22 protein-coding genes and 1 riboswitch are annotated in these 22,411 nt (G+C 44.1%); of the genes, 17 read left to right on the top strand and 5 right to left on the bottom strand.

The window, feature by feature from the left end; genetic code table 11:
* Positions 1-126: 126 nt before the first annotated feature.
* The 3 genes from KFT32_RS19165 (at position 127) to KFT32_RS19155 (ending at position 3,170) form a co-directional block, all read left to right on the top strand.
* On the top strand, positions 127-1,770 hold the full coding sequence (locus KFT32_RS19165; protein ID WP_211748861.1) for an ABC transporter substrate-binding protein: 1,644 nt from the start codon (positions 127-129) through the stop codon (positions 1,768-1,770).
* Between the two features lie 137 nt (positions 1,771-1,907).
* Complete coding sequence (locus KFT32_RS19160) at positions 1,908-2,354, top strand: hypothetical protein (RefSeq protein WP_211748859.1); 447 nt, start codon at positions 1,908-1,910, stop codon at positions 2,352-2,354.
* A gap of 75 nt (positions 2,355-2,429) precedes the next feature.
* Positions 2,430-3,170: an MBL fold metallo-hydrolase gene (locus KFT32_RS19155; protein ID WP_211748899.1), complete on the top strand. Its 741-nt coding sequence runs from the start codon at positions 2,430-2,432 to the stop codon at positions 3,168-3,170.
* A 19-nt stretch (positions 3,171-3,189) separates the two neighbouring features.
* Here KFT32_RS19155 and KFT32_RS19150 read toward each other — a convergent pair whose 3' ends face one another.
* Positions 3,190-4,722: an aminotransferase-like domain-containing protein gene (locus KFT32_RS19150; RefSeq protein WP_211748857.1), complete on the bottom strand. Its 1,533-nt coding sequence runs from the start codon at positions 4,720-4,722 to the stop codon at positions 3,190-3,192.
* A 131-nt stretch (positions 4,723-4,853) separates the two neighbouring features.
* Between KFT32_RS19150 and KFT32_RS19145 the strand changes: the two genes are divergently transcribed.
* The 3 genes from KFT32_RS19145 to clpP all read left to right on the top strand — a co-directional run bounded on the left by KFT32_RS19145 (position 4,854) and on the right by clpP (position 7,347).
* Complete coding sequence (locus KFT32_RS19145) at positions 4,854-5,807, top strand: DMT family transporter (protein ID WP_211748856.1); 954 nt, start codon at positions 4,854-4,856, stop codon at positions 5,805-5,807.
* Positions 5,808-5,903: 96 nt separating this feature from the next.
* Entirely contained in the window at positions 5,904-6,752 is an 849-nt protein-coding gene (locus tag KFT32_RS19140) for an RNA polymerase sigma factor (protein WP_211748854.1), read from the top strand.
* Positions 6,753-6,768: 16 nt separating this feature from the next.
* Positions 6,769-7,347, top strand: a complete 579-nt coding sequence (gene clpP / locus KFT32_RS19135) for an ATP-dependent Clp endopeptidase proteolytic subunit ClpP (protein WP_211748853.1) — start codon at positions 6,769-6,771, stop codon at positions 7,345-7,347.
* Between the two features lie 131 nt (positions 7,348-7,478).
* On the opposite strand, the gene KFT32_RS19130 is transcribed toward clpP, so the two are convergent.
* Together KFT32_RS19130 and KFT32_RS19125 are read right to left on the bottom strand one after the other, a co-directional pair.
* Positions 7,479-7,991, bottom strand: coding sequence for a hypothetical protein (locus KFT32_RS19130; RefSeq protein ID WP_249435987.1), 513 nt, complete (start codon positions 7,989-7,991; stop codon positions 7,479-7,481).
* 130 nt (positions 7,992-8,121) lie between these two features.
* A complete protein-coding gene (locus tag KFT32_RS19125) occupies positions 8,122-9,540 on the bottom strand; it encodes a sulfatase family protein (protein WP_211748852.1) in 1,419 nt (472 codons plus the stop codon).
* Positions 9,541-9,824: 284 nt separating this feature from the next.
* On the opposite strand from KFT32_RS19125, the gene KFT32_RS19120 reads away from it, so the two are divergent.
* Positions 9,825-10,454: a hypothetical protein gene (locus KFT32_RS19120; RefSeq protein WP_211748850.1), complete on the top strand. Its 630-nt coding sequence runs from the start codon at positions 9,825-9,827 to the stop codon at positions 10,452-10,454.
* A gap of 354 nt (positions 10,455-10,808) precedes the next feature.
* Here KFT32_RS19120 and KFT32_RS19115 read toward each other — a convergent pair whose 3' ends face one another.
* Together KFT32_RS19115 and lplA are read right to left on the bottom strand one after the other, a co-directional pair.
* Positions 10,809-11,609: a Cof-type HAD-IIB family hydrolase gene (locus KFT32_RS19115; RefSeq protein WP_211748848.1), complete on the bottom strand. Its 801-nt coding sequence runs from the start codon at positions 11,607-11,609 to the stop codon at positions 10,809-10,811.
* Between the two features lie 71 nt (positions 11,610-11,680).
* Positions 11,681-12,682: a lipoate--protein ligase gene (gene lplA / locus KFT32_RS19110; protein WP_211748846.1), complete on the bottom strand. Its 1,002-nt coding sequence runs from the start codon at positions 12,680-12,682 to the stop codon at positions 11,681-11,683.
* Between the two features lie 216 nt (positions 12,683-12,898).
* Here lplA and cobD point away from each other — a divergent pair, with 216 nt between their 5' ends.
* The 10 genes from cobD to cobS all read left to right on the top strand — a co-directional run bounded on the left by cobD (position 12,899) and on the right by cobS (position 22,408).
* The gene (gene cobD, locus KFT32_RS19105) at positions 12,899-13,990 is read left to right on the top strand and encodes a threonine-phosphate decarboxylase CobD (RefSeq protein ID WP_249435986.1); all 1,092 of its coding nucleotides are present in this window, start codon (positions 12,899-12,901) and stop codon (positions 13,988-13,990) included.
* Positions 13,990-14,757 (top strand): adenosylcobinamide amidohydrolase, encoded by a 768-nt coding sequence (locus KFT32_RS19100; protein ID WP_211748839.1) that lies wholly within the window; start codon positions 13,990-13,992, stop codon positions 14,755-14,757. The genes cobD and KFT32_RS19100 overlap by 1 nt, the downstream gene beginning before the upstream one ends.
* Complete coding sequence (gene cbiB, locus KFT32_RS19095) at positions 14,754-15,731, top strand: adenosylcobinamide-phosphate synthase CbiB (RefSeq protein WP_211748837.1); 978 nt, start codon at positions 14,754-14,756, stop codon at positions 15,729-15,731. The genes KFT32_RS19100 and cbiB overlap by 4 nt, the downstream gene beginning before the upstream one ends.
* Complete coding sequence (locus KFT32_RS19090; RefSeq protein ID WP_211748834.1) at positions 15,725-16,390, top strand: histidine phosphatase family protein; 666 nt, start codon at positions 15,725-15,727, stop codon at positions 16,388-16,390. The genes cbiB and KFT32_RS19090 overlap by 7 nt, the downstream gene beginning before the upstream one ends.
* 144 nt (positions 16,391-16,534) lie before the next feature.
* A riboswitch (cobalamin riboswitch) is annotated at positions 16,535-16,745 on the top strand.
* Positions 16,746-16,913: 168 nt separating this feature from the next.
* On the top strand, positions 16,914-17,912 hold the full coding sequence (locus tag KFT32_RS19085) for an ABC transporter substrate-binding protein (protein WP_481856352.1): 999 nt from the start codon (positions 16,914-16,916) through the stop codon (positions 17,910-17,912).
* The gene (locus KFT32_RS19080) at positions 17,909-18,955 is read left to right on the top strand and encodes a FecCD family ABC transporter permease (RefSeq protein ID WP_211748833.1); all 1,047 of its coding nucleotides are present in this window, start codon (positions 17,909-17,911) and stop codon (positions 18,953-18,955) included. Before KFT32_RS19085 ends, KFT32_RS19080 begins: the two co-directional genes overlap by 4 nt.
* A complete protein-coding gene (locus tag KFT32_RS19075; RefSeq protein ID WP_211748832.1) occupies positions 18,952-19,773 on the top strand; it encodes an ABC transporter ATP-binding protein in 822 nt (273 codons plus the stop codon). The genes KFT32_RS19080 and KFT32_RS19075 overlap by 4 nt, the downstream gene beginning before the upstream one ends.
* A 141-nt stretch (positions 19,774-19,914) precedes the next feature.
* Positions 19,915-21,027: a nicotinate-nucleotide--dimethylbenzimidazole phosphoribosyltransferase gene (gene cobT / locus KFT32_RS19070; protein WP_211748831.1), complete on the top strand. Its 1,113-nt coding sequence runs from the start codon at positions 19,915-19,917 to the stop codon at positions 21,025-21,027.
* Positions 21,024-21,578: a bifunctional adenosylcobinamide kinase/adenosylcobinamide-phosphate guanylyltransferase gene (gene cobU, locus KFT32_RS19065; RefSeq protein WP_211748830.1), complete on the top strand. Its 555-nt coding sequence runs from the start codon at positions 21,024-21,026 to the stop codon at positions 21,576-21,578. The genes cobT and cobU overlap by 4 nt, the downstream gene beginning before the upstream one ends.
* The gene (gene cobS / locus KFT32_RS19060) at positions 21,575-22,408 is read left to right on the top strand and encodes an adenosylcobinamide-GDP ribazoletransferase (RefSeq protein WP_211748829.1); all 834 of its coding nucleotides are present in this window, start codon (positions 21,575-21,577) and stop codon (positions 22,406-22,408) included. The genes cobU and cobS overlap by 4 nt, the downstream gene beginning before the upstream one ends.
* Positions 22,409-22,411 lie beyond the last annotated feature (3 nt).

Below are 22,411 nucleotides of genomic sequence, written 5' to 3'. Positions count from 1 at the left end.
AAAGTAGATTGAACCAAGATGACATATTATATTTTTGCTTTTTAAATCAACCTTGTTTATACTACTCTCATATTATTTGAAAGGGTACATAAATGGTATTTATGCATCAGGAGGATAACAAGAAGAATGAAACATGTAAGATGGTTACGAAATATAGTATCGCTCATTCTAGTCTCTGGGTTACTGCTAAGCGCATGTGACACGGCAGCAGATCAGCCTAAAAAAGTACAAACAGGCAGTACTTCTAGTGAGCAGTTAATGTCAGGAACAAGTTCGGATCATGCCGGAGAAAATGCACCTGTAAGAGGCGGCAGCATGAATATTGCTTTGCAAGATGATCCAAAGGTGATGAACCCTTTGTATGCGGGAGATCGGGTGACTCTTACCCTAAATCAGTCACTCTATGCACCACTCTTTTATATGAATAGTGGGAAGAAGACATACGCGCTTGCAGAGAGTGCATATTCCTCCAAGGATTACTTGACCTATATCGTCAAGCTGAGGAAGGGACTTACATGGCATGATGGTGAAGCCATCACAGCAGATGATATTGTGTATACAGTGGAACAAATTATGGATGAACAACAGAATAGCCCTTTCCGCAGTCAGTATGTTTTTGATGGTAAACCAGTCAAGGCGGTAAAGGTGAACGATCTCACCGTCAAGTTTGTACTGCCTTCGCCTTCGCCTTCATTTGAAGGAGCGCTGATTGACTTTTATCCGATCCCGCAACATGTGTTTCAGGGAGAGAAAAATATTCTGCTGAGCTCCAAAAATGACCATCCGATCGGCTCCGGTCCCTTTAAGTTTAAAGAATACACGCCTGGCGAAGAGGTAATTCTGGAACGTTTTGAAGATTATTACGGCGGGGCACCGTATCTGGATAACATCACATATCAAATTATTCTGGACCCATATGTAGCGAATCAAGCGCTAAGTGAGGGTGAAGTTCAATTGTCAATGGTTGATATCGAAGACTATGAAACGCTGAATGATACGGGGCAATTTGATCTCATTACTTATCCTGAGGGCCGTCTGCAATATATGGTGTTCAATATGAACATTCCGAAGATGAAAAAGAGAGAAGTCCGGGAGGCTATCGCTTACGCGCTGGATAAAGAAGAATTGATTCGAATCTCGTATCTGTCAAACGAGTTTGCCGATCCGGCTTCATCTATACTGACGCCCGATACTTTGTATCATACTTCCAATGTTCGGACGTATGATTATAATCCTGAGAAATCCAAGAAATTGCTTGAACAAGCTAATATCAAGGATATGAAAATCCGTCTTGCGTTTTCCGCTGCCAGCAAACCTCAAGTGAACCAGGCCTTATACATTCAGCAGAAATTAAAAGCAGTAGGAATTTTGGTTGAACTGAAGCCGATGGAAGCTATGGTTTATGACAATCGCAGATTAGACATAAATAATACGGATTTTGATCTTTCACTCGCTGGCTATATTATGGGGCAGGAACCTACTGCATACCAATCACTCTATATGAGCGATGGGGTGTACAACTATTCTCGCTCTCACAATAAGGAATTGGATGCCCTATGGAAACAAGCTTCCGTAGAAGTGAATCAGGCCGTTCGGCAGAAGTTATACGTACAGATCCAGCAGAAGATTGCCAAAGAACTCAGTGTATGGCCGATTGCTTATACGAAAAGTGTCATTGCCGTAAGTAAAGGCTACGGTGGACTTGAGCAAGCGATCCCAGAGCCGGTGGTACTGTTTCGTGACTTATCCAAAATTTATATGATCGAATAAAGAAAAACCGGCCTAATCAGGTCGGTTTTTTCTTATGTAAAAATAACGATGACCTTGAACAAGGTAAGGAAAAAGGTCTACAATAAATGAATGCAATCGATAAATCACATAACCATTTTGAAGAGGAGTGTTACCTCATGACACAGGAAGTGAAATTGTCACAGTATAGCGCTATTTTATTGGAGAATGCACGAAGAAGTGGAATTAGCGATGAAGAGATATTAGAAGCGGTACGTACGGAGAACACCGAGCTATTGAAAGCGGCTGAGCGTCCACATTATACATATGAATCCTTTTTCACCTACGCCAAAGAGCATGGGGAATTGTTGAATGAGGCAATTACGGAAGGTTACCGGATTACATTTAACACGAATAATGGACTGAAAAACTGGATTGCTACAACATTTCAGTTAGATCCGAATGAAGACTTTACGTCGGGAGAAGGCAGAGTAGAAGGACTGATCTTATCCCAAGATCAAGTTGAAAAGCTTGAGCAGGCTCTTGCTTTCAATTGGCACATTAAAGCAGTGGAAGATACAGCAGACGGACGTAAGCAGCTGACGCTAACACTTCGCGGACAATAATACACCCGCTGGAAGAAAGGAGTTCTACCCTTGTCAAAGTATAATCAGCTAACGTTTCTTGGTACAGGTGATGCGATGGGCGTGCCGAGGGTCTATTGTGAATGTGAGGTATGTGAGGAAGCGAGGACAACGGGTGTAAACCGAAGATACCGTTCTTCTGTTTTCGTAGAGAGTGACAAGGGAGAGTTCTTCATTGATGCAGGACCGGACTTTCGGCACCAGATGGAGATGCTGAAGAAACGTAAGCTTCGCACCATGCTGGTTACTCATCCACATTTTGATCATATTGGTGGACTTCCAGAGTGGGCTGATGCGTGCAGATGGCTTGGGGAGAAGGGGGAGCTGTATGCACCGCAAGAGGTGCTTGACGCTATTCAGGCACAGTTCCCTTGGCTCCGAAACCATATTGATCTGAAACCGGTCGATCTGGAGAATGGATTAGATCTCGCGGGCTATCATATTCATTCGTGGAAAGTAAACCATGGTAAAAATGGTTATTCCTACGCGTATCATCTTGAGAAAGACGGATATACATGGGTTTATTGCTCGGATTCTATTAATCTTAATGAACAGGAACAAAAACCGTTATATGGACTTGATCTCCTTATTCTGGGTACAAGCTTCTATTACGAGAAAGCTCTTTTTGAAAGTAGATCTGTATATGACATGATGGAGGCGCAAGAGCTCCTTACCAAGGTAAAGCCGAAACAAACCATTTTTACGCATATGTCTCATGACGTAGATCTTCGTCACCGTTATATGCTTAGCCCAGGTATTACACTTGCGTATACGGGGCTGACGCATACGTTAGGTTAAGTTTTTTCTGGTTAAGTGGTTATGTGCTGCGTACTAAAGAATCATAAGCAGTTTTCAGCAACAGCATGCCTTCTTCGATCTGACGCTCACTTGTATAGCAGTAACTTAGTCTGATACTTGAGCTGTGGTGAACAGCGTCTGGATCGCAGAAGGGACCAGGTACGAAAGAGACAGATAGTGCAAGGCTTCTTCGGAGCAGTTCCATTGAAGACACACCCTTTGGCAGCTGAATCCACAAATCCAGTCCGCCTTTTGGACTGATCCATTCCCAAGTTGTCCCCGCAAGGCATTTCTCCATCGCTTCCTTCCGCAGTGAAAGGGCAATACGTAGCTTCTCCATATGGGTCTGCATCCTTGATGAAGTAAAGTAATGCAAAAATATTTTCTGTCCAAGGAGAGGTGAACCTCCATCTGCCAGTGATTTTATCGTAAGAAGTTCTTTCATGAGCCAAGGCCTGCACAGAACGGCTGCAATACGCAGACCAGGTGCAATGTATTTACTGAAACTTCGAATGTACATCACAACGCCCTCTGTGTCATAGCCGTAAATAGGTAAGGGAGGCTCCTCTTCAAAATACATATCATAAGTCGTGTCATCTTCTGTAATTAGAAAATGGTATTCTTCCGCAAGCTCCACTAGCCTTTTCCGTTTTGACGCAGGCAGTACGTAACCCGTTGGATTATGAAAAGTAGGGTTTACATACATCATGCGTGGTTTGTGATCCCGAATGATTGCCTCAAGTTGATCCATATCATATCCGTCTGGAAGCATAGGGATCGTAACGATGTGGGCCCCTTGCTGACGGAAAATATCAATGGCTGCACTGTAGGTTGGACGCTCCACAATAACGGTATCTCCTGGTTTAATCATGAGTCTGGCTACCAGATCAATGGCTTGCAAGGCACCAGAAGTAATCAGTATATCTTCAGGCAGAAGAAAGAATTGATGCCGATTTTTGAAGTATTCCGCAAGACTAAGCCGAAGTTCTTCATCTCCTTGTACCGTGGAGTAGGTTCCGAGAAGTTTGGGATAGAGATCAAATACTTTTTTTACATATTCGGACATGTACGCATTGGGTAGCAGGGCCGGATCAATGAGTGCTTTGGAAAACTGGTAATCCACTTGGTAAGCTTGAAGCTCAGATAGCAAATTCGTACGAAGCGGTGAGCTGACAACGGGCGGTTTGAAATTTATGCTTGCTGGAATAACAGGAGATAGCAGCTGCTGGATCGTTAATGTGTCAGCTCCAGTAATAGAACGAACAGAAGTAGATGAATGGAGATTGTTATGAATGTCTACTGATTTCTCTGTGCAAGGCATTACATAATATCCGGACCGGTCTTTGGCATAAATTTTACCTTTGTGGACGAGTTGCTGATAGGACTTAAATACGGTTAGTCGGTGCACACCCAGCTGTTCTGCGAGTGAACGTACAGAGGGCAGCTTGTCATGCGCGGCATAGTCCCCGCGTTCTATTCGTGTAAGAAGATAATCATAAACTTGCCTAGATAGAGGTTCTTTTGTTAGAAAATCCTGACGTTTGTTTTTCATCGGGTTCACCTTTTCTGTCATGCTGTGAGTTCTATTGTACGCTATCTTCCTGTTCTATCTGTTCTATTGTAGCACTTCTGTTCTGTTCCTCGCAGATTACAATGGGCAGATAGATAAGGGGGATGGATGGAATGAAACGATTGCTTACGGCGTATACCGTAATGTGCTTGATCTTTGGAACGACCTTTTTAGCAATAAAAATTGGGAATGATGCGGGTGTGCCGCCTTTTTTTGCTGCTGGTGTCCGGTTTACGCTTGCGGGGTCTTTGTTGTTTATATTTTGTTTGTGGAAAAAAACGACCAACCTGTCTCTTTTGTGGCGCAAAGAAGTGTTGATTATCGGGGGTTGTTTAACGTTTATGACGTTTGCAGGTTTATATTATGGTGAAAAATATATTAGTTCCGGAGTTGCCGCTGTGTTATCCGCTACTGGACCGCTCATGATTATTTGGATTCAATCGGCAATTACGAAAAAAAAACCTCATGTGCTGTCGATGCTGGGCTGTCTGACGGCATTTGCCGGTGTCGTGCTGATTCTAGTGCCAGAACTATCTGTTCAAACGGGAGGCATGTGGCTCGCTGGAGCTGTGGCTGTGCTAATTGGAGAAGTCTTTTACGCTTCTGGATCGGTATATTCAGGAAGGACAGCATCAAAGCTGCGCGAACACGCCTCGATTGCTGTAAATGGTGTACAGATGTTATACGGTGGTCTTTTGTTATTTGCGCTGTCAGCGATAACGGAGCAGCCTCATATAGAGGTGTTATTTCATCCGACCGCAGTAGGATCTGTTCTGTATTTGACGGTATTTGGATCTATGATCGGTCATAGTCTGTTTTATTATCTCGTTACAAGAACGAATCCGCTTTTCCCGTCTACTTGGCTATACATTTCTCCAATGATTGCCCTCGGAATTGGGATGTTTTTTTATGGAGAGCATGTGGGCTGGTTGACCCTGCTGGGAGCAGTCATCATTATAGGGGGACTGATTTTGGCAAACTGGCATACGTTAAAAGGACTTTTGCAGCCAAAAGAAGAAATCAAAGCAGTAGGAACAAGTAAAATTTCAACAGAAACGGCAACCTAAAAATAAATCTTCAGATTGCGTATCGTTTTTCCATGCTCAGTCGTTTACCTGTTATAAGCGCTTATGTAAAAGACCCAAACAAAGGGGGCCCCTATCATGGTCTTTGTTTCACCTTTACAGCATTTTGTTGTCCTGTCTCTAAGAAAAAATGAACAAGAACAATCTCAAACACAAACACAATCTATCACGGAAGGGATCCACAGATCCCTTTATCAATATTGCCTCTCTCTAACCGGATCGAAATGGGATGCGGAGGATTTATGTCAGGACACTTGTCTTCGAGTGTTGTTACAGATGCCAGAGCTCATCAATAGGAAAGTTCCCTTTACCTTGGAAGCCTATCTCATTCGGACGGCTCGTAATGCGTGGATTGACGCTGTTCGTAAGGATAAGAGACGTAGAGAACTTCGTGAGGTTTATCAGTCTGGGGAAGCAGACCTGGCCGTAACCACGGAATCTATGGAGGAGTCCTTGCAACTGGAAGAAGTTTTTCGGATGCTGCTAACCGACATGACCGACTGGCAGCGTACGATCTACCTGCTGTGTGAGATTTATGGATATAAAGCACAGGAGGCAGCTGAACTGCTGGATTCCAGCGAAGGTGCTGTAAAGGCAGCTCTCTACAGGGCAAGGCAAGTCGTTTCCTCCATTGCAAATCAAGCTGTGCAGGTTAACGAGATTGAGCAAGTTCATTCAGTTCAAACGGTTCTGTCACCGGAAGAGGAGGAAAGGCTAAAGGCGTATCTTGGTGCTTTTCGCAGCGGAGACACGAAGCGTCTTGTTGAGCTTGGACTTGGCCGTGGTGAGGATGAGGTGGTATTGATGAGTCAGGTGCTGAACAGCTACGTATCGGGGTCTAGCAACGACATAGATCTATGCTCACCAAACAGGGCCATGATGTATTCTGGCGGGTATTCGAATTCCGGTATAGTGATGGTGGCATAAAAAAAGGAGCATAACTATGCAAACCATTCCTTATGTTGTGGAGCAAACAAGCAGAGGAGAACGCAGTTACGATATTTACTCTCGTCTTTTGAAGGATCGAATCATCATGATCTCTGGCGAAGTAGAAGATCAGATGTCTAATCTTATTGTCGCACAGCTTCTGTTTCTAACGGCAGAAGATCCGAAAAAAGACATTCACATGTATATTAATAGTCCTGGTGGTTCAGTTACAGCCGGGTTTGCGATCTATGATACGATGAAGTACATCGAACCAGATGTATCGACGATTTGTACGGGGATGGCAGCGAGCTTTGGTGCTCTTCTGTTAACGGCAGGAGCGAAGGGCAAGCGACTTGCACTGCCAAACAGTGAGATTATGATTCATCAGCCGCTTGGAGGTACACGCGGTCAGGCTTCGGATATAAGAATTCATACGGACCGTATTCTTAAAAATCGGGAGAAGATCAATCAAATTTTAGCGGATCATACGGGTCAGCCTATAGAGAGAATCGAGAGAGATACGGATCGGGATTACTTTATGAGTGCAGAAGAAGCCGTAGAATATGGGTTAGTTGATAAGATCGTAGCAAAATAAGAACGAAAGGCAGAGGGAAAAACCCTCTGCCTTTTTTATACTCGTAGCGCTAATAGCAAACAAAAAACCTCTTCGCAAAAGAAAGGAGAGAGGTTAAATGTTCTTTAATTATGTAATTTCATCAGGCGTACTTAGTAAAAACGTTGTTTCTTCGGGCGGAAGAGAACGTAAGCTCCAGCACAGATAAGGAGAAGTGCTAGGAGAGGTTGCACGATGGAGAAATGACTTAACATGGAACCAATCGAGAACGCAATGAAGAAAATAAAGGATAACGCAGCCAAAATATTGATGGGAATCAGGATGTATTTGTTTCGATTACCGAACCAGTAAAGCTCAAACAACCCTACGGCTACGGCAAGGATAAATCCAGGCCACATTGTAATCCAGCTATCGGTGACAATGGCAATTTGGCAAGTAAGTCCTGCTGTTAGTAAAATGCCTCCCGGAACAAGAAGCCCAACCCCACGGCCGATCAGTGAGAAATACATCCAGTGGAAAAACACGCCCAGCGGAATAATGAAGAAGGTTGGCCAGAAGTAGGCAAAAATGGAGCCGGTTCCGATATCCCTACCTGAGTTCATGAGCAGAAAAATCCCGATCAAAATAAGCAGTGGGGCGACTAAATGTTGTTTCCCTAATCTCAAACGGATCACTCCTTTCCATTAATTTAACTAGCCGTATCATATCAAAAAAATGATAGAGTGTAACCAGTCTAGAGGGAGTGTAGTGCACTAGACTTAAGTCCAGTTTTATTGAAAGACATCAAATCCCCAATTATTCACCTTTATAATTATAAGGCTCATCGCCAACCTCTTGTTGCAAGCGATCCAGCTCCTGTTTCAAAACTTGTACGACACGCTCATAATCGGGATCATCATAAACATTGATCATCTCGTAAGGATCTTTCTTTAGATCAAACAACTCCCACTCTGGCGTTTTGGGCTCATCCGTCGCACCGGCAGAACCTAGCGCATCAGCATAATAATATATCAATTTATATTGATCTGTTCGAATACCATAATGTGCATACACATTATGTTCAGACATATGCATCCAGTAACGATAGTACATCGAGGTGCGCCAGCTCTTCGGTTCCTCACCTTCAAGAATGGATCGGAAGCTTACACCTTGTATGGATTCAGGAATAGGAATTCCCGCATAATCCAAAAATACCGGAGCAAAATCAACATTAAGCACCATATGGTTACTTACCTGTCCAGCTGGTATTTTACGAGGATAACGGACAACGAATGGCATTTGCAGAGATTCCTCATACATAAATCGCTTATCATACCAACCATGATCCCCTAAGAAGAAGCCCTGATCCGAGGTGTATATCACCATCGTATCATCACTTAATCCCTCATCATCCAAATAATCGAGCAATCGTCCTACATTATCATCCACCGAAGCAATACATCGTAAATAATCTTTGATATACCGCTGATATTTCCAGCTTTTCAGTGCTGCTCCTTCCAAATGTTCAGGGGGATCCATCTTCAAATCCGTTTTTGTTAAATCACGGTCAATTCGCATCTCTGCCGCTGCCGCTGCACTTGCCCGGTTAGAATAATCATCGTGAAAAGTTTCGGGCTCCGGAATATCGATATCTTCATACATATGGGCATGTTTGTGATCTGGAATCCATGGACGATGCGGCGCTTTATGGTGACACATTAGGAAGAAAGGTTTGTCTTTATCCCGCTTATGGATCCATCCTATCGACTTATCCGTAATAATATCAGTGGCGTAGCCTTCTTCTTTAATGTTTTTTCCCATTTCAATAAAATTCGGGTCGAAATAATCGCCTTGCCCAGGTAGTACACTCCAATAATCAAAGCCCGTTGGATCGCTCTCCCCGCCATGACCAAGATGCCACTTTCCAATCATTGCCGTTTGATAACCATCTTCCTTTAGCAATTTGGCTACTGTCAACTGCCTTCCGTCGAGCCTGTCAGACAATGTCTTGACACCGTTCACATGATTGTATGTCCCTGTTAAAATACTTGCCCTGCTGGGTGTACAAATGGAATTTGTACAGAAGCACTGATCAAAACGTATACCTTCTTCGGCAATTCGGTCGATATTTGGTGTTGTGTTAATCTTACTGCCATAGCTACTGATGGCATGGGCGGCATGGTCGTCACTCATAATAAAAACGATATTAGGACGTGTTACAGAACGGGTATTCATGGGAAATGTTCCTTTCTGATTTGGATTTGCACCTTCGGATTCTGTTATGAGCGTGTAATATTACACTATATTTTCCTTTTTTATAATAATATTCAATTATGGTTTTGACAATAATGAAGAAGGTGTACTCAAGACCAGTAACGGAAAATTGGATGTGGCTATATGATTCTCTGGAGGATTAATAGGAGGATTTAAATTGAACTATATACAAACTGAATAAAAAAAGGCCATTTGCGTTAATTTACTAGTATACAAAAAGATACATAGAAGGAGAGAGATACGTTATGGAGGAAAATAACATTGTCGTTGCCGTATTTAATGATGACAGTAAAGCATATCAGGTCTTATCTGAATCCAAGCTGAAGAAGCATGATCAATATCAAATTATGGAAGCAGCCGTGATTAAAAAGGAAAATGGGAATATTGTGTTTAAAGACGGCTACAGCCCTCGTACCACCACAGACACAACCGCATTTAAAAGTGGATTGATTGGTTCCATTATTGGAATACTGGGTGGTCCCATTGGAATTCTACTCGGAGGAAGTATCGGTTCGATGATTGGGGCGACCAAGATTGTAAACCGGCAGAGAGAAGGATTTAGTCTGATCGAGAGAACCGTTGAAGAGTTATATAACGGAGAGACGGCCTTTGTTGCGAATGTACAAGAAAACAACGAGATTGCCTTTAATCATTTCCTCCAACAGTATGATCCTAAATTTGTTTACCGTAAGGAAGTATCTCTGATGGAAACCGAGATGAACAAGGCGCGAGAGATGGAACAGGAATTGGCAAGGGAAGAGGAAGAGCGAAGAAGAGAAGAGCGCTCGGAAGACAGACATGAGAAAGCAGAGGAAATGAAGGAACGGATTAAGTCTGAATTTCAACGAATCAAGGAAAAATTAACGGAAAAATAAAAGAGAGGGCTTAAGATGAAGGAATCGGAAACGAACTCTGTCTTAATGCCCTTTTCATTTATCAATCTTCTTCGTCCCATTTCTTCGAGTATCCTTTCTTGATCGCATAGAAGAATGAGTACATTAATACCGCTGATACGAAAATGACGAGTCCGATGAGAAGTCCGGATTCCACGTATATAACCTCCTACTATTTATCTCATGAGTATAGTAAAATATATCCTTTTACTATACTTGAAAGGGAAAGTTTTACAAGTGATCCGTTCATTCTTTATCTATATTACATCTATATTAAATAACAAATAAAACCCAGAACCAATGCTGGTTCCGGGTTTTATTCATTTTAAGATGAACTTAAACGTTCAGTACAAATTTTTCTATCACTTGTTTGATGCCGTCTTCATTATTGCTGAGCGTAACATAGTCTGCAATTTCTTTGAGAGCTGGAATGGCATTCCCCATGGCAACACCAAGTCCGGCTGCTTCGAGCATTTCATGGTCATTCCATGAATCACCTACAGCAATCGTATCCTCCAGCTCCACACCAAAGTGGTTAGAAAGGAATGTCAGGGCATGACCTTTCGTTCCTTCATGGTGCATAATTTCAAGGAAGTGAGGTTTGGATTTAGTAATATGGACTTCACTACCGAGCAGTTCGCGCAGCTGAGGTGCGATTTCGTCCAGCAATTCTGGAGTATCAATAATAAGCAACTTCGGTGCAGGCTGCTCAATCATTTTCATGAAATCAGGTTCAATATAATAAGGAGTCTTGTTCAGCTTGCAGTAGTCGATCAGCTTTTCGTTCTCCTCGCGGGAGTAAAGCTTGTCATCAATGTAAGTTTGGAGATGAAGATTCCGTTCGAGACAGAATTCATACAGCTTGATCGCCGCATCTTTAGGAACAAAACGTTCATAAAGTACTTTTTCATCCATCAGATTTTTGATGAGGGCCCCTTGATACGTAATAATAGGTACGTTCAGTCCTGTTTGGCGAGCAATCGCTTGTGCAGAAGCATATGCACGGCCCGTTGCAAGTGTAACAACTACATCTTTAGCTACAGCAGCCTCAAGTGCACTTTGTGTGGCAGGGGTTACCTCTTTGTTATCATTAATGAGTGTATCATCAATATCGATAGCAATCAGTTTATAAGTCATGGTTTCTCTCCTCTATATCTATATCCTGTTCTGTAAACAGTGAATTTCTCTATATTGTTAATCCTGTATTCCTACTCTTCGAGGAATACAAGTCCGATAAAGTCTTCAAAATCGAGATTACCGAAATAATGTTTCACTTCAATGTCTTTCAGTGCTTCTCTAACTTCGGAATCTTCATAACGTTTGCCGCGAAGTAAGTTCTCAATGTCTGCCACATCACCAACGCCAAAGAAGTCTCCGTAAATTTTAATTTCCTCGATACGTCCTTCTTTAATGTTCATGCGCAGGTCGATAATGCCGACAGGGAATTTCTTCGAATGTTTAACGTTACTTTCCGGAGACTGTCCATAGTTCCAATCCCAGTTCTGGTAGCGTTCTTTCGAAATTTCATGGATTTTCTCCCAGTCTTTCTCGGTCAAATGATATTCTGGGATCTCACTTGCTTCCATTCCGAAAATATGACGAAGAAGTTCTTCGCGAAATTCCACGATCGTCATTTCTTTTTCCATCAGGGAGCTGATATTGGTTACGCGGCTGCGTACAGATTTGGTACTTTTCGATTTAAATTTTTCTGGATTAACATTCAGTGAAGCTTGTACATTCTCAAGGTTGAGATCAAACATGAGCGTTCCATGGCTGAACATCCGGCCGCGAGTGGCAAACTGGGCATTACCGGAAATTTTTTGTTCTCCCACTTGAAGATCGTTACGTCCTGTCAGTTCAGCGTTTACACCAAGATCGTGAAGTGCCTCAACTACAGGCTGGGTGAACTTACGGAAGTTGTGGAAAGAATTTCCGTCATCTTTTGTAATAAAACTAAAGTTAAGATTACCTAAATCATGGTACACTGCGCCGCCGCCAGACAGTCTGCGAACAACGGTAACCCCATTTTGCTGCACATATTCTTGGTTAATTTCTTCGATGGTGTTTTGGTGTTTGCCAATGATAATCGAGGGTGCATTAATATAAAACAGCAGGTAACTCTCGTCTAATGACAAGTGTTTAAGAGCATATTCCTCTATAGCGAGGTTGATCCGTGGATCTGTAATACCTTGATTGTCGATAAACAACATGGTGATTTTCCTCCGATACCTTATAAAATATGTAAGCAAGAATCACATGTGGAAGTTGCACCTGAGTGATCCTGATGAATGGAATGAGACTCCATTCCTATTGTAAACCAATAATGCATGCGATACAAAAGGGAAATCCCATTGACGCTATCTAAAATATGCCATCATAATGGTTACATGATGCGAAATAGCAGGAAAGAAAGGAAGGACAATCCTTTGATTGAAATCTATGGACATGGTGGCGATGTGGAAACCGCAGCAGCTAGATATGGTTTACATGCTGCCGATTTTCTCGATTATAGTGCAAACATCAATCCTCTTGGACCACCTGCAGAAGTGAAAGAGGCACTCATGCAAGGATGGAAAGAGATTATTCGATATCCAGACCCAGGGCACAGGGGGCTGAAGCGAAGATTATCTGACAAACTCCAGCTTGGTGAAGAACATATTCTTGTAGGAAATGGAGCAGCGGAATGTATGGCGCTTCTACTACAAGCGTTGAGACCCGAGACCGTAGGAACGATTGAACCTGGCTTCTCGGAATATCGGACCCTTGCTATCCAATTTGGTGCAAAAGTGGATTCTGTATATGGTCGTAAAGACAAACATTACCGGGCAGAGATCAGCGACATAGTAGGTCTGATGGAAAGGGTACAGGTTCTTTTTATTGGTCAGCCGAATAATCCGAACGGAGTTCAGTATTCGCTTTCTGATCTAGAAGTTATAGCGAAAAAGGCTGAGCAAACGAAAACGAAACTTGTTGTTGATGAAGCTTTTATTGATTTTATACCGGAAAGGTCGCGTCAATCACTAGCTCCCTCACTTGGGAAATACCCAGAAGTCATCATCATTCGTTCCATGACCAAATTTTATGCCATTCCGGGTTTGAGACTTGGGTTTGCGATCGCAAGTCCTGAAATCATTCGTGCTATGACGAAGAAGCAAGTCACCTGGAGCGTGAACGGACTCGCCTTACTAGCAGGAGAGGCTTGTCTGCAGGCACAGCCTTCCTATGAACAAGACACATTATCCCTGATTGCAATGGAAAGAACTAGACTTATGGACGGGCTCAGCGAATATGGATTTACCGTTTGTCCAGGAGAAGCGAATTATTTGCTGGTAGAGTCACTAGCGCCTTGGACGGCTGGAACGCTTCAGGAGGCGATGGGACGGAAGGGAATTCTTATCCGCAGCTGTGCGATGTATCCAGGACTTAATCAGCATGCCTTTCGTATTGCTATTAAAAGTACAGAACATAACTTGCATTTGTTAGAAACACTTGGGCAGATCATGGAGGGACAAAGGTAATGGCAACGCCATTCTTACATATGGATTCCGAATTACCCGGTTTACCGATCGTATATTCGTCTAAACTATGGCCGGGACTAACCATTTCAAAATATGAACGTCACCTACTTCTCCAGTCGCCTCATATGCTGGATGCGCTCTCCAGCAGCATTCACGGAGGGGGAATGGTTCGTCTGGACCGTGCTGTCAACATTTACGTAGATCGGCATTATGCATCTAGCGAACCTGCTAAAGATATTTATCAACTACTTGAGGAGTGGGGACAACCTGTGCATCAGACAGCAGGACTGCTAACAGCAGTGAAACTTCAGCATGCTGCGATTCAGGAGGAAGAGGCGGATGGAGCGGTCGTATTTTGCTGCACAACGGCAGGAGTATCGAATGGGGCAAGAGCGGGTTCGGCCCGTACTGTATTTTCATCGGGGTATACACCGGGTACCATTAACATCATGTTGTTCATTGCTGGGAATATAACTTCTTATGCATTAGTCAATGCTGTGCAAACGGCGGTCGAAGCCAAGACAGCAGCGCTTCAGGATCTAGGAGTAAGGGATGCAGAGAATGGACTTTGTGCTACGGGTACAACTACAGATGCCATTATTGTTGGAGCGAGTGGATGTGCTGCGGATGGAACCGATGCAAAAAGAATTCATGCCTATGCGGGCACGGCAACTAAACTTGGAGACCGTATCGGGCGGCTCGTATACGAGACGGTTACCGAGAGTTTATATGCATCAGGTTATAAGGATAGGGGGCGAACACAATGATGGGAGCATGGATTCTGCTCGCTGCCTATACACTGGACCGAATAATCGGTGATCCAAGATGGATTCCTCATCCGGTTATTGCCATGGGCAAGGCAATTACGTGGCTGGAGAATACGATTCGGAAGAACGTGACATCAGATCGAGGTTTACGCTATGCTGGTTTTCTTTTTCCGTTATTGATTGTTACAGGGACTTTTGCTCTGACCTGGGCACTACTTAAGTTGCTGTTCTATATTCATCCTGTACTTGCTATAGTTGGTGAAATTGTACTGATTGCGACAACGATCGCAACGAAGGGATTACGAGATGCAGGAATGGAAGTATACAAACACCTTAGAGCCGGACGTCTTCCCGAGGCGAGGCAAGCGCTTGGTATGATTGTGGGTAGAGATACGAAGCTGCTGGATCAGCCAGAAGTAGTAAGAGGAACGGTCGAAACGATTTCCGAAAATATTGTAGATGCCATTATCTCCCCGTTATTTTTTGCTTTTCTTGGCGGAGCCCCTCTTGCTATGGCATATCGTGCGGTGAATACACTCGATTCCATGGTCGGTTACAAAAATGAAAAATATAAATTCCTTGGCATGGCATCTGCACGACTCGATGATATCGCTAATTTCATCCCGGCGCGTATAACTGCACTCCTGCTGTTTGCTTCTGCCTGGATCTTGGGTCTTCACGTCAAAAACGGTGTGCGCACAGTCCAGCAAGATGCACGCAAACATCCGAGTCCAAACGGTGGGTATCCAGAATCTGCTGTAGCAGGAGCTCTTGGCATCCGGCTAGGAGGATACAATGTATATCATGGTGTACGTTCTTTCCGTGCTTATATGGGAGTTCCTTATCATGACATGGAAGCAGAACATATTCGGACAACGATCATGATGATGTATGTATCCTCAAGTATTTTCGTAGCGATTCTGGTGCTCTTAACATGGGCTCGTTCGATTGCAGGATTCGGATGGTTATGGTGAAGATGATTCAAGGCAAGTGTTATATTGACGTTTACTTGGTTCGTCACGGCAGAACGCTCTGGAATCAGCAAAAACGATACTTAGGACATACGGATGTTCCGTTATTGGAAGCAGCACGTAAGGAACTTACGGGATTACGTGAATTGCTTAGTCATGTGTCCTTTGATCAAATCTATGTTAGTGATCTTGTCCGCTGTACGGAGACACTGCGCATCATAGCACCGGATCTGGTCAGTATGGCAACGACAGATACAAGGCTTAGAGAGTATCATTTTGGCGAATTTGAAGGACAGACTTATGAGATGCTGAAGCATCGTATACTGTATCGTCAGTGGATTGATGATCCCGTTCATGTGACACCACCGGGCGCAGAAACGTTTGCTCACTTTGCAGAACGGATTCAGCAGTTTGCGGAAGAGCGAATCAAGCCTTCTTTGTTAGGGGAAGGGCTTATTAAAGATAAGGACAAGAATATGGAAGAAGCTATGCAAAACATACTTGTTGTAACCCATGGTGGCGTCATTAGGCAATGGGCCGCTGCATGGCTTAAAGAAGCTGAATTTGCTACTTTTATGCCGAAGCCAGGTGAATGTCTTGTGCTCCGATTTGCTCTACAGGATGGAGAGCTTTTCGCACAGAAAATGAAATTTCATACCTAATGTAGAGGTTTATGTAGCTTTCAGGGAAAGATCGGTTGTCGAAAATTTCGCTATCCCCTATAATGGCAAAAGATGTGAAGACCTGATACCAATAGAAGTGAACATCCGAGTACATGAAGACTTATTTGAATTTATAATAAAAAGTCTATATTTACCGAGCAAGGTCCTGAAGAATAAATGGATTAAAATTCTTCAGGCTAAGAGGGAAGCCGGTGCAAATCCGGCACGGTCCCGCCACTGTATACCGGGGGCGGCTGCACAGATCCACTATTTTCGCCTAAGCGAAAATGGGAAGGAAGCGGCTGCTACTTTAAACCTGGATAGTCAGGAGACCTGCCTTGACGGTTAGTAAACGTGTAATCCTTCGAGGAAAGGATACGTTTTGCATATTTATTGTGCGCCTTCTTTAAAGGCAGCAGCTGCGAGACGTAACCTTGTTCTTTGTAATAGGAACAGGGTTTTTTGATGTTCAGACGAGACAAGACCGTTGATTGGCTTCACCTACTAGGAAAGGGAGAGAAAAATGAAAAAAATGAATGGACGAATGTTATCACTGTTGCTATCACTCATGTTAGCAATCACGCTGGCAGCTTGCGGTAACGAATCAACAACAGAAGGACAAGGCTCTGGTCAAACGACCGAGCAAGGTGCCGGCACTACGGACAACACAGAAACGAATAGTTTAGAGACACAGTATCCTTTGACACTCACGGATGCGACGGGAGAGTCATTTACTTTTGAAAAAGCACCCGAAAAAATCGTATCCGTATCTCCAGCAGAGACAGAGTCGCTTTATGCGATTGGACTGGACGAGCAAATTGTTGGAGTCTCCGACTACGATGATTACCCAGAGCAGGTAAAGGACAAGCCGAAGATGGGCAGTCTGTATGAACCTAATGCAGAAGCCATCATTGCTGCTGAGCCTGATATTGTCTTCACAGGTATTTCCATGGATGAAGCAGCGGTGCAGAAACTGCGCGACCTGGGCATCGTTATTTTCAAAACGGATCCGAAAACAGTAGAAGATGTCATGAAGAATATTGAGATTTATGGACAAATCACAGATCATCAGGAAGCAGCACAGCAAGTCATCGAGAAGATGAAGGCGGATATGAAGGAAGTACAAGACAAAGTGGCATCCATCGCTGACGATCAGAAGAAACAAGTATATGTAGAATTCTCTCCGGGCTGGACCGTTGGTAAAGGTGAGTTCATGGATGAGATTATTACGCTTGCGGGCGGTGTAAACGTAGCAGGTGATACCGAAGGCTGGAATGAAATTAGCGAAGAAAAAATCATCGATGCGAATCCAGATGTCATTCTATATGCAAGCGATGTTGTCGATAACGACAAAACACTGGATCAGATTATTAAAGCTCGTGATGGTTGGAATGAAATTACAGCGATCAAAAATGATAAGGTCATCTCCATTAATGCCAATCTGCTTAGCCGTCCGGGTCCACGTGTGACTGAAGGACTGAAAGAAGTGGCGAAAGCGATCTATCCGGATCTGTTCCAATGAAAAAAAGACTAGCAGGATACGGATTCATCGGACTCGTCCTGCTTGTACTGACCCTGCTATTATGTCTTGCGATCGGGTCAGTACATCTCCCGGTCCGCCATATTGCAGGGATACTTATTAATCATGTTCCAGGTGTGGATGAACTTATAGAACCCGTGTGGAGTACATCATCTGAACAAATCATTATGAAGGTGCGTTTACCACGTGTACTGCTCGGTATTTTAGTAGGTGCGGCTCTCGCCGTTGCCGGTGCAGGTTTTCAGGGGGTGCTGCGTAACCCACTCGCAGATCCCTATACGCTTGGCGTTTCAGCTGGTGCTTCTGTCGGAGCTGCGATCATGATTTATTTTGGACTACAATATGCTTTGCTTGGGGAATGGATGCTTCCCATCGTTGCTTTTACGACAGGTGTCATCACGCTCTGGGGTGTACTGATGCTGGCTAGAGAAGGTGGTAAAATTCCGACGAACAACCTAATTTTGTCAGGGGTCGTGATGAATTCCTTTCTGGGAGCAGTCGTATCTTTTCTGACGGCAATGTCTAAGGATACGGTCAATCAAATTTTATTCTGGACGATGGGGAGCCTCAGTTTGCGTGGATGGTCTTATACGGCCATCCTTTTCCCTTATGTAGTAGTTGGGATGATCTTTCTCTGGAGTAGAGGTAGATCCCTAAATTTACTGGCACTAGGAGAAAGACAAGCTGCTCATCTCGGAGTCAGTGTAGATTTGCTGAAAGTGTCAGTTCTACTCGTAGCTACTCTTTTAACGGCGGCAGCCGTGTCTGTAGCCGGTGTGATCGGTTTTGTGGGACTGGTTGTTCCCCATATGGTAAGACTTCTCGTAGGACCGGATTATCGGCTTATTATTCCGCTGTCAGCTCTAGGGGGAGGCATCTTTCTAGCTTGGGCAGATATGGGGGCACGCACTTTACTCGCTCCTACGGAAATCCCGCTAGGGGTGCTGACTGCTTTTGTAGGAGCTCCGTTCTTTGCTTATTTACTGTATCGTAACAAGAAACGCCGAGGAGGAATTAGCGGATGACGAAAAAATGGATACATCATCCCAATTCCTCTCCGCCAGGTCCTGTCTTGGAAACGACCGCTCTCAGCAAGGAATATGGCGATTTTACCGCACTGAGTGATATTCATTTCACTGTTCAAAAAGGGGACTGGTGGGGAATTGTAGGTCCGAATGGAAGTGGTAAGTCTACGCTGCTCCATTTGTTATCCGGCATTCTTTCACCAACTCAAGGTACAGTTTACGTCAAAGGCAAGCGTGTGAAGGACTACAATCGTAAGGAACTGTCACGAATTATTGCAGTCCTGCAGCAAGACGGATTACCTGAGATTGGTTATTCGGTTAGGGATGTAGTTGCAATGGGGAGATTTCCATATCAAGACTGGCTTGGCAGAGATCAGGGTGCTGGAGAAGAGAAGATCGAACAAGTGCTGGAGAAGCTTGCGCTTACTTCGCTTGCAGAACGCAGATTGGATGAACTGAGCGGAGGGCAAAGGCAGAGGGTTGCTCTTGCGAAAGTAATGGCTCAGGAGCCAGAAATTCTTCTGCTTGATGAGCCGACGACCTATCTTGATGTTCATTATCAGTTGCAGTTTATGGAACTGCTCGCCGATTGGCAAAGGGCGACGGACATTACCATTGTCGCGGTACTGCATGATCTAAATCTGGCCTCACTTTTCTGTAATTATTTGTATGCATTGAAAGAAGGAAAACAATTCTTAGAGGGAGCACCTTCCAAGCTGCTAACAGAAAAGAACATCAGAGGACTGTTTGATGTCCAGCCTGTGATGGTTCAGCATCCAGACCACGGCGTGCCGCAATTTTTACTTCGCAAACAGTAAAAGTAGGTATTTTATTCATACAAAAAACGAAGCATCGGTTTATATCGGTACTTCGTTTTTTCTTTTGAAGTGTCTGCTCACTTTTCGTTATAATCTAAATATACAAGTACAGATAAGTAATGGATAAGGATGGAGATAGAGATGGAGAGAGAGCAACAACTAAATGAGTGGGTTCAGAAGATTATGGCATTGGACGAGGATGCTCAAAAGAAAGCAACCGATCATCTGAACGATTTGACCAAACCGCCTGGAAGTTTAGGAAAACTGGAAGAGCTGACGATTCGATTAGCGGGAATCACAGGAAAGAGTCAGCCTACTTTTTCGAAAAAAGCAGTTATTGTCATGGCTTCAGACCATGGCGTAGTGGAGGAAGGTGTCAGCAGTTTCCCTGCAGAGGTAACACAACAGATGGTTCATAACTTTCTTGCCGGTGGTGCAGCAGTAAATGTGCTTGCCCGTCAAGCAGGGGCTGAAGTTATTTGTGTTGACATAGGGGTGAACGGAGAACCTGACCATCCAGAGCTTGTGTCTCGTCCTGTACGGAAAGGGACGGCTAATATGGCAAAGGGCTCTGCTATGAGTAGAGAAGAAGCATTACAGGCCATTCTTACAGGCATTGATATTGTACAAGAGTCTGTAAATAAAGGATTTACGTTATTTGTTACAGGTGAAATGGGGATTGGCAATACAACGCCGAGTGCGGCGGTTACAAGTGTTTTGACAGGTGTTAGTGTACAAGAAGCGACAGGGAGAGGTACAGGACTCGACAATGCCGGTGTCCAGCATAAAGCGAATGTGATTGCCCGGGCAATACAGCAGAACCAGCCGAACCCGAAAGACCCGTTAGATGTTCTTGCCAAAATAGGAGGACTTGATATTGCAGGCCTTACAGGTGTTATTATCGCTTCCGCTGCCTTGAAGTGTCCTATCGTCATCGATGGTTATATTTCGACTGCAGCTGCTTTGGTGGCAAGCCGTATTGCACCAGGATGTCTGGACTATATGATTGCTTCTCATACTTCGGAAGAAAGAGGACATGCCGCGCTCCTGCAAACACTGGAACTTTCACCTATGCTCCAGCTAGGTATGCGACTTGGTGAAGGAACAGGTGGAGTCCTATCTCTCCATTTAATTGAAGCCGCCGGAAGAATTATGGCTGAGATGGCTACGTTCAGTAGTGCAGGGATTTCTGGGAGCACGGGGAATTCACCAGTAGTTGAAGAAGAAAGTAATCATGAGGTAATGGAATCATGATCATTCTCGTAACGGGTGGTGCTCGCAGCGGAAAAAGTACGTTTGCCGAAAAACTATGCATGAGTCGATCTTCGGAAGCAATTTATATGGCGACCGCACAAGCTTTTGATCAGGAAATGACAGAACGGATCAATGCACACCGACTACAGCGTGAAGACGGGGCATACCTGTGGCATACGATTGAAGAACCGTTGGAGGTAGCGGAAACGCTTCAAGGTTTGATGGAAGCTACACTTCCTGTACCGACTGTTCTTATAGATTGTCTTACTTTGTGGTTATCCAATGTATTGCTTGCCAAAGAACAGGAAGGACCTGCTGCGATTATGGAAGAGATGAACCTTCTTGTCCGCAGTGTGGCAGCATATCCAGGGCTAATTATTCTGGTGACGAATGAAGTAGGGGACGGAATCGTCCCTGAATATCGATTAGGACGGTTATACCGGGATTATGCCGGAATTCTGAATCAGCGTATGGCAGCGATCAGTCAGGAGGTATTTTTGGTTACAGCTGGTATTGCCATCGAACTGAAAAGCAAGGAGTACAAAGTATGAGAGAGAATATGAAAGCGGCTGCGGCCGCTTTTAAGTTTTTATCACGTTTTCCAGTCAAGCTAGAGCTGGACTTCACTCCAGATCTTATGAAAAGAAGCACATTATTCTATCCCGTTGTTGGATTGAGTATTGGGATTGTTGTCTTTAGTGTAGCATGGGTAAGTGGATTTCTTTTACCGGCAGCTCCTTCCGCTGTTCTTGTACTCATGATCTGGGTATGGCTTACAGGAGGGCTCCACTTAGACGGCTGGATGGATTCTGCCGATGCTCTTCTCAGCTATCGAAGCAGAGAACGGATGCTCGAAATTATGAAGGACAGTAGGGTTGGAGCAATGGGTGTTATTGCCTGTGTATTGCTCTTAATGCTGAAAGCCTCACTCTTATATAGCTTAATGGGAGAACCCATTCTTATGGGGACTGCTATTTTACCCTTTCTATGGAGCCGTTTCTTCATGGTGTATGCCATGGTGAAATATGATCGGGCTAGAGAAGGGGAAGGGCTAGCAGGTATGTTTGCAGGGGTTCAGAATGATCTGCTCTACCGAGTAGGGGGGGTTACCCTGCTTCTTTCCCTCGTTTGTTGTGGTATTTCAATGTTTGCTGTGTATGTGGATAAAGGCGTAATGTTTTCTTGGGGTCTCAATATGGGAGTAACGATCATTGCTTTCTTCATCATTCCCTTTTTCATATGGGCATGCGGTAAATGGGCAGCGGATCATATTAGTCATCGTCTTGGCGGACTTACGGGCGATGTCTACGGGGCTCTTAATGAGGGGCTGGAAGCAGTGGGGCTGGTGATGCTGGTCGTTCTGTCCACAGTTATTCACTAAGAG

Origin of the sequence: Paenibacillus sp. Marseille-Q4541 (assembly GCF_018310695.1) — a bacterium.
GTDB lineage: Bacteria > Bacillota > Bacilli > Paenibacillales > Paenibacillaceae > Paenibacillus.
Note: the sequence above shows the minus strand (reverse complement) of the source record. Positions and strands in the feature narration are given on the sequence as shown.

Bases quoted from the DNA above. Each gene is read 5' to 3' on its own strand.
- clpP (WP_211748853.1), top strand. From the start codon at position 6,769: ATGCAAACCATTCCTTATGTTGTGGAGCAAACAAGCAGAGGAGAACGC.
- KFT32_RS19150 (WP_211748857.1), bottom strand. From the start codon at position 4,722: ATGAAAAACAAACGTCAGGATTTTCTAACAAAAGAACCTCTATCTAGG.
- KFT32_RS19090 (WP_211748834.1), top strand. From the start codon at position 15,725: ATGGTGAAGATGATTCAAGGCAAGTGTTATATTGACGTTTACTTGGTT.
- KFT32_RS19115 (WP_211748848.1), bottom strand. From the start codon at position 11,609: ATGACTTATAAACTGATTGCTATCGATATTGATGATACACTCATTAAT.
- KFT32_RS19165 (WP_211748861.1), top strand. From the start codon at position 127: ATGAAACATGTAAGATGGTTACGAAATATAGTATCGCTCATTCTAGTC.
- cobS (WP_211748829.1), top strand. From the start codon at position 21,575: ATGAGAGAGAATATGAAAGCGGCTGCGGCCGCTTTTAAGTTTTTATCA.
- KFT32_RS19155 (WP_211748899.1), top strand. From the start codon at position 2,430: ATGGGCGTGCCGAGGGTCTATTGTGAATGTGAGGTATGTGAGGAAGCG.
- lplA (WP_211748846.1), bottom strand. From the start codon at position 12,682: ATGTTGTTTATCGACAATCAAGGTATTACAGATCCACGGATCAACCTC.
- KFT32_RS19145 (WP_211748856.1), top strand. From the start codon at position 4,854: ATGAAACGATTGCTTACGGCGTATACCGTAATGTGCTTGATCTTTGGA.
- cobU (WP_211748830.1), top strand. From the start codon at position 21,024: ATGATCATTCTCGTAACGGGTGGTGCTCGCAGCGGAAAAAGTACGTTT.
- KFT32_RS19160 (WP_211748859.1), top strand. From the start codon at position 1,908: ATGACACAGGAAGTGAAATTGTCACAGTATAGCGCTATTTTATTGGAG.
- KFT32_RS19100 (WP_211748839.1), top strand. From the start codon at position 13,990: ATGGCAACGCCATTCTTACATATGGATTCCGAATTACCCGGTTTACCG.
- KFT32_RS19125 (WP_211748852.1), bottom strand. From the start codon at position 9,540: ATGAATACCCGTTCTGTAACACGTCCTAATATCGTTTTTATTATGAGT.
- KFT32_RS19080 (WP_211748833.1), top strand. From the start codon at position 17,909: ATGAAAAAAAGACTAGCAGGATACGGATTCATCGGACTCGTCCTGCTT.
- cobT (WP_211748831.1), top strand. From the start codon at position 19,915: ATGGAGAGAGAGCAACAACTAAATGAGTGGGTTCAGAAGATTATGGCA.
- KFT32_RS19120 (WP_211748850.1), top strand. From the start codon at position 9,825: ATGGAGGAAAATAACATTGTCGTTGCCGTATTTAATGATGACAGTAAA.
- cbiB (WP_211748837.1), top strand. From the start codon at position 14,754: ATGATGGGAGCATGGATTCTGCTCGCTGCCTATACACTGGACCGAATA.
- KFT32_RS19085 (WP_481856352.1), top strand. From the start codon at position 16,914: ATGAAAAAAATGAATGGACGAATGTTATCACTGTTGCTATCACTCATG.
- KFT32_RS19075 (WP_211748832.1), top strand. From the start codon at position 18,952: ATGACGAAAAAATGGATACATCATCCCAATTCCTCTCCGCCAGGTCCT.
- KFT32_RS19140 (WP_211748854.1), top strand. From the start codon at position 5,904: ATGGTCTTTGTTTCACCTTTACAGCATTTTGTTGTCCTGTCTCTAAGA.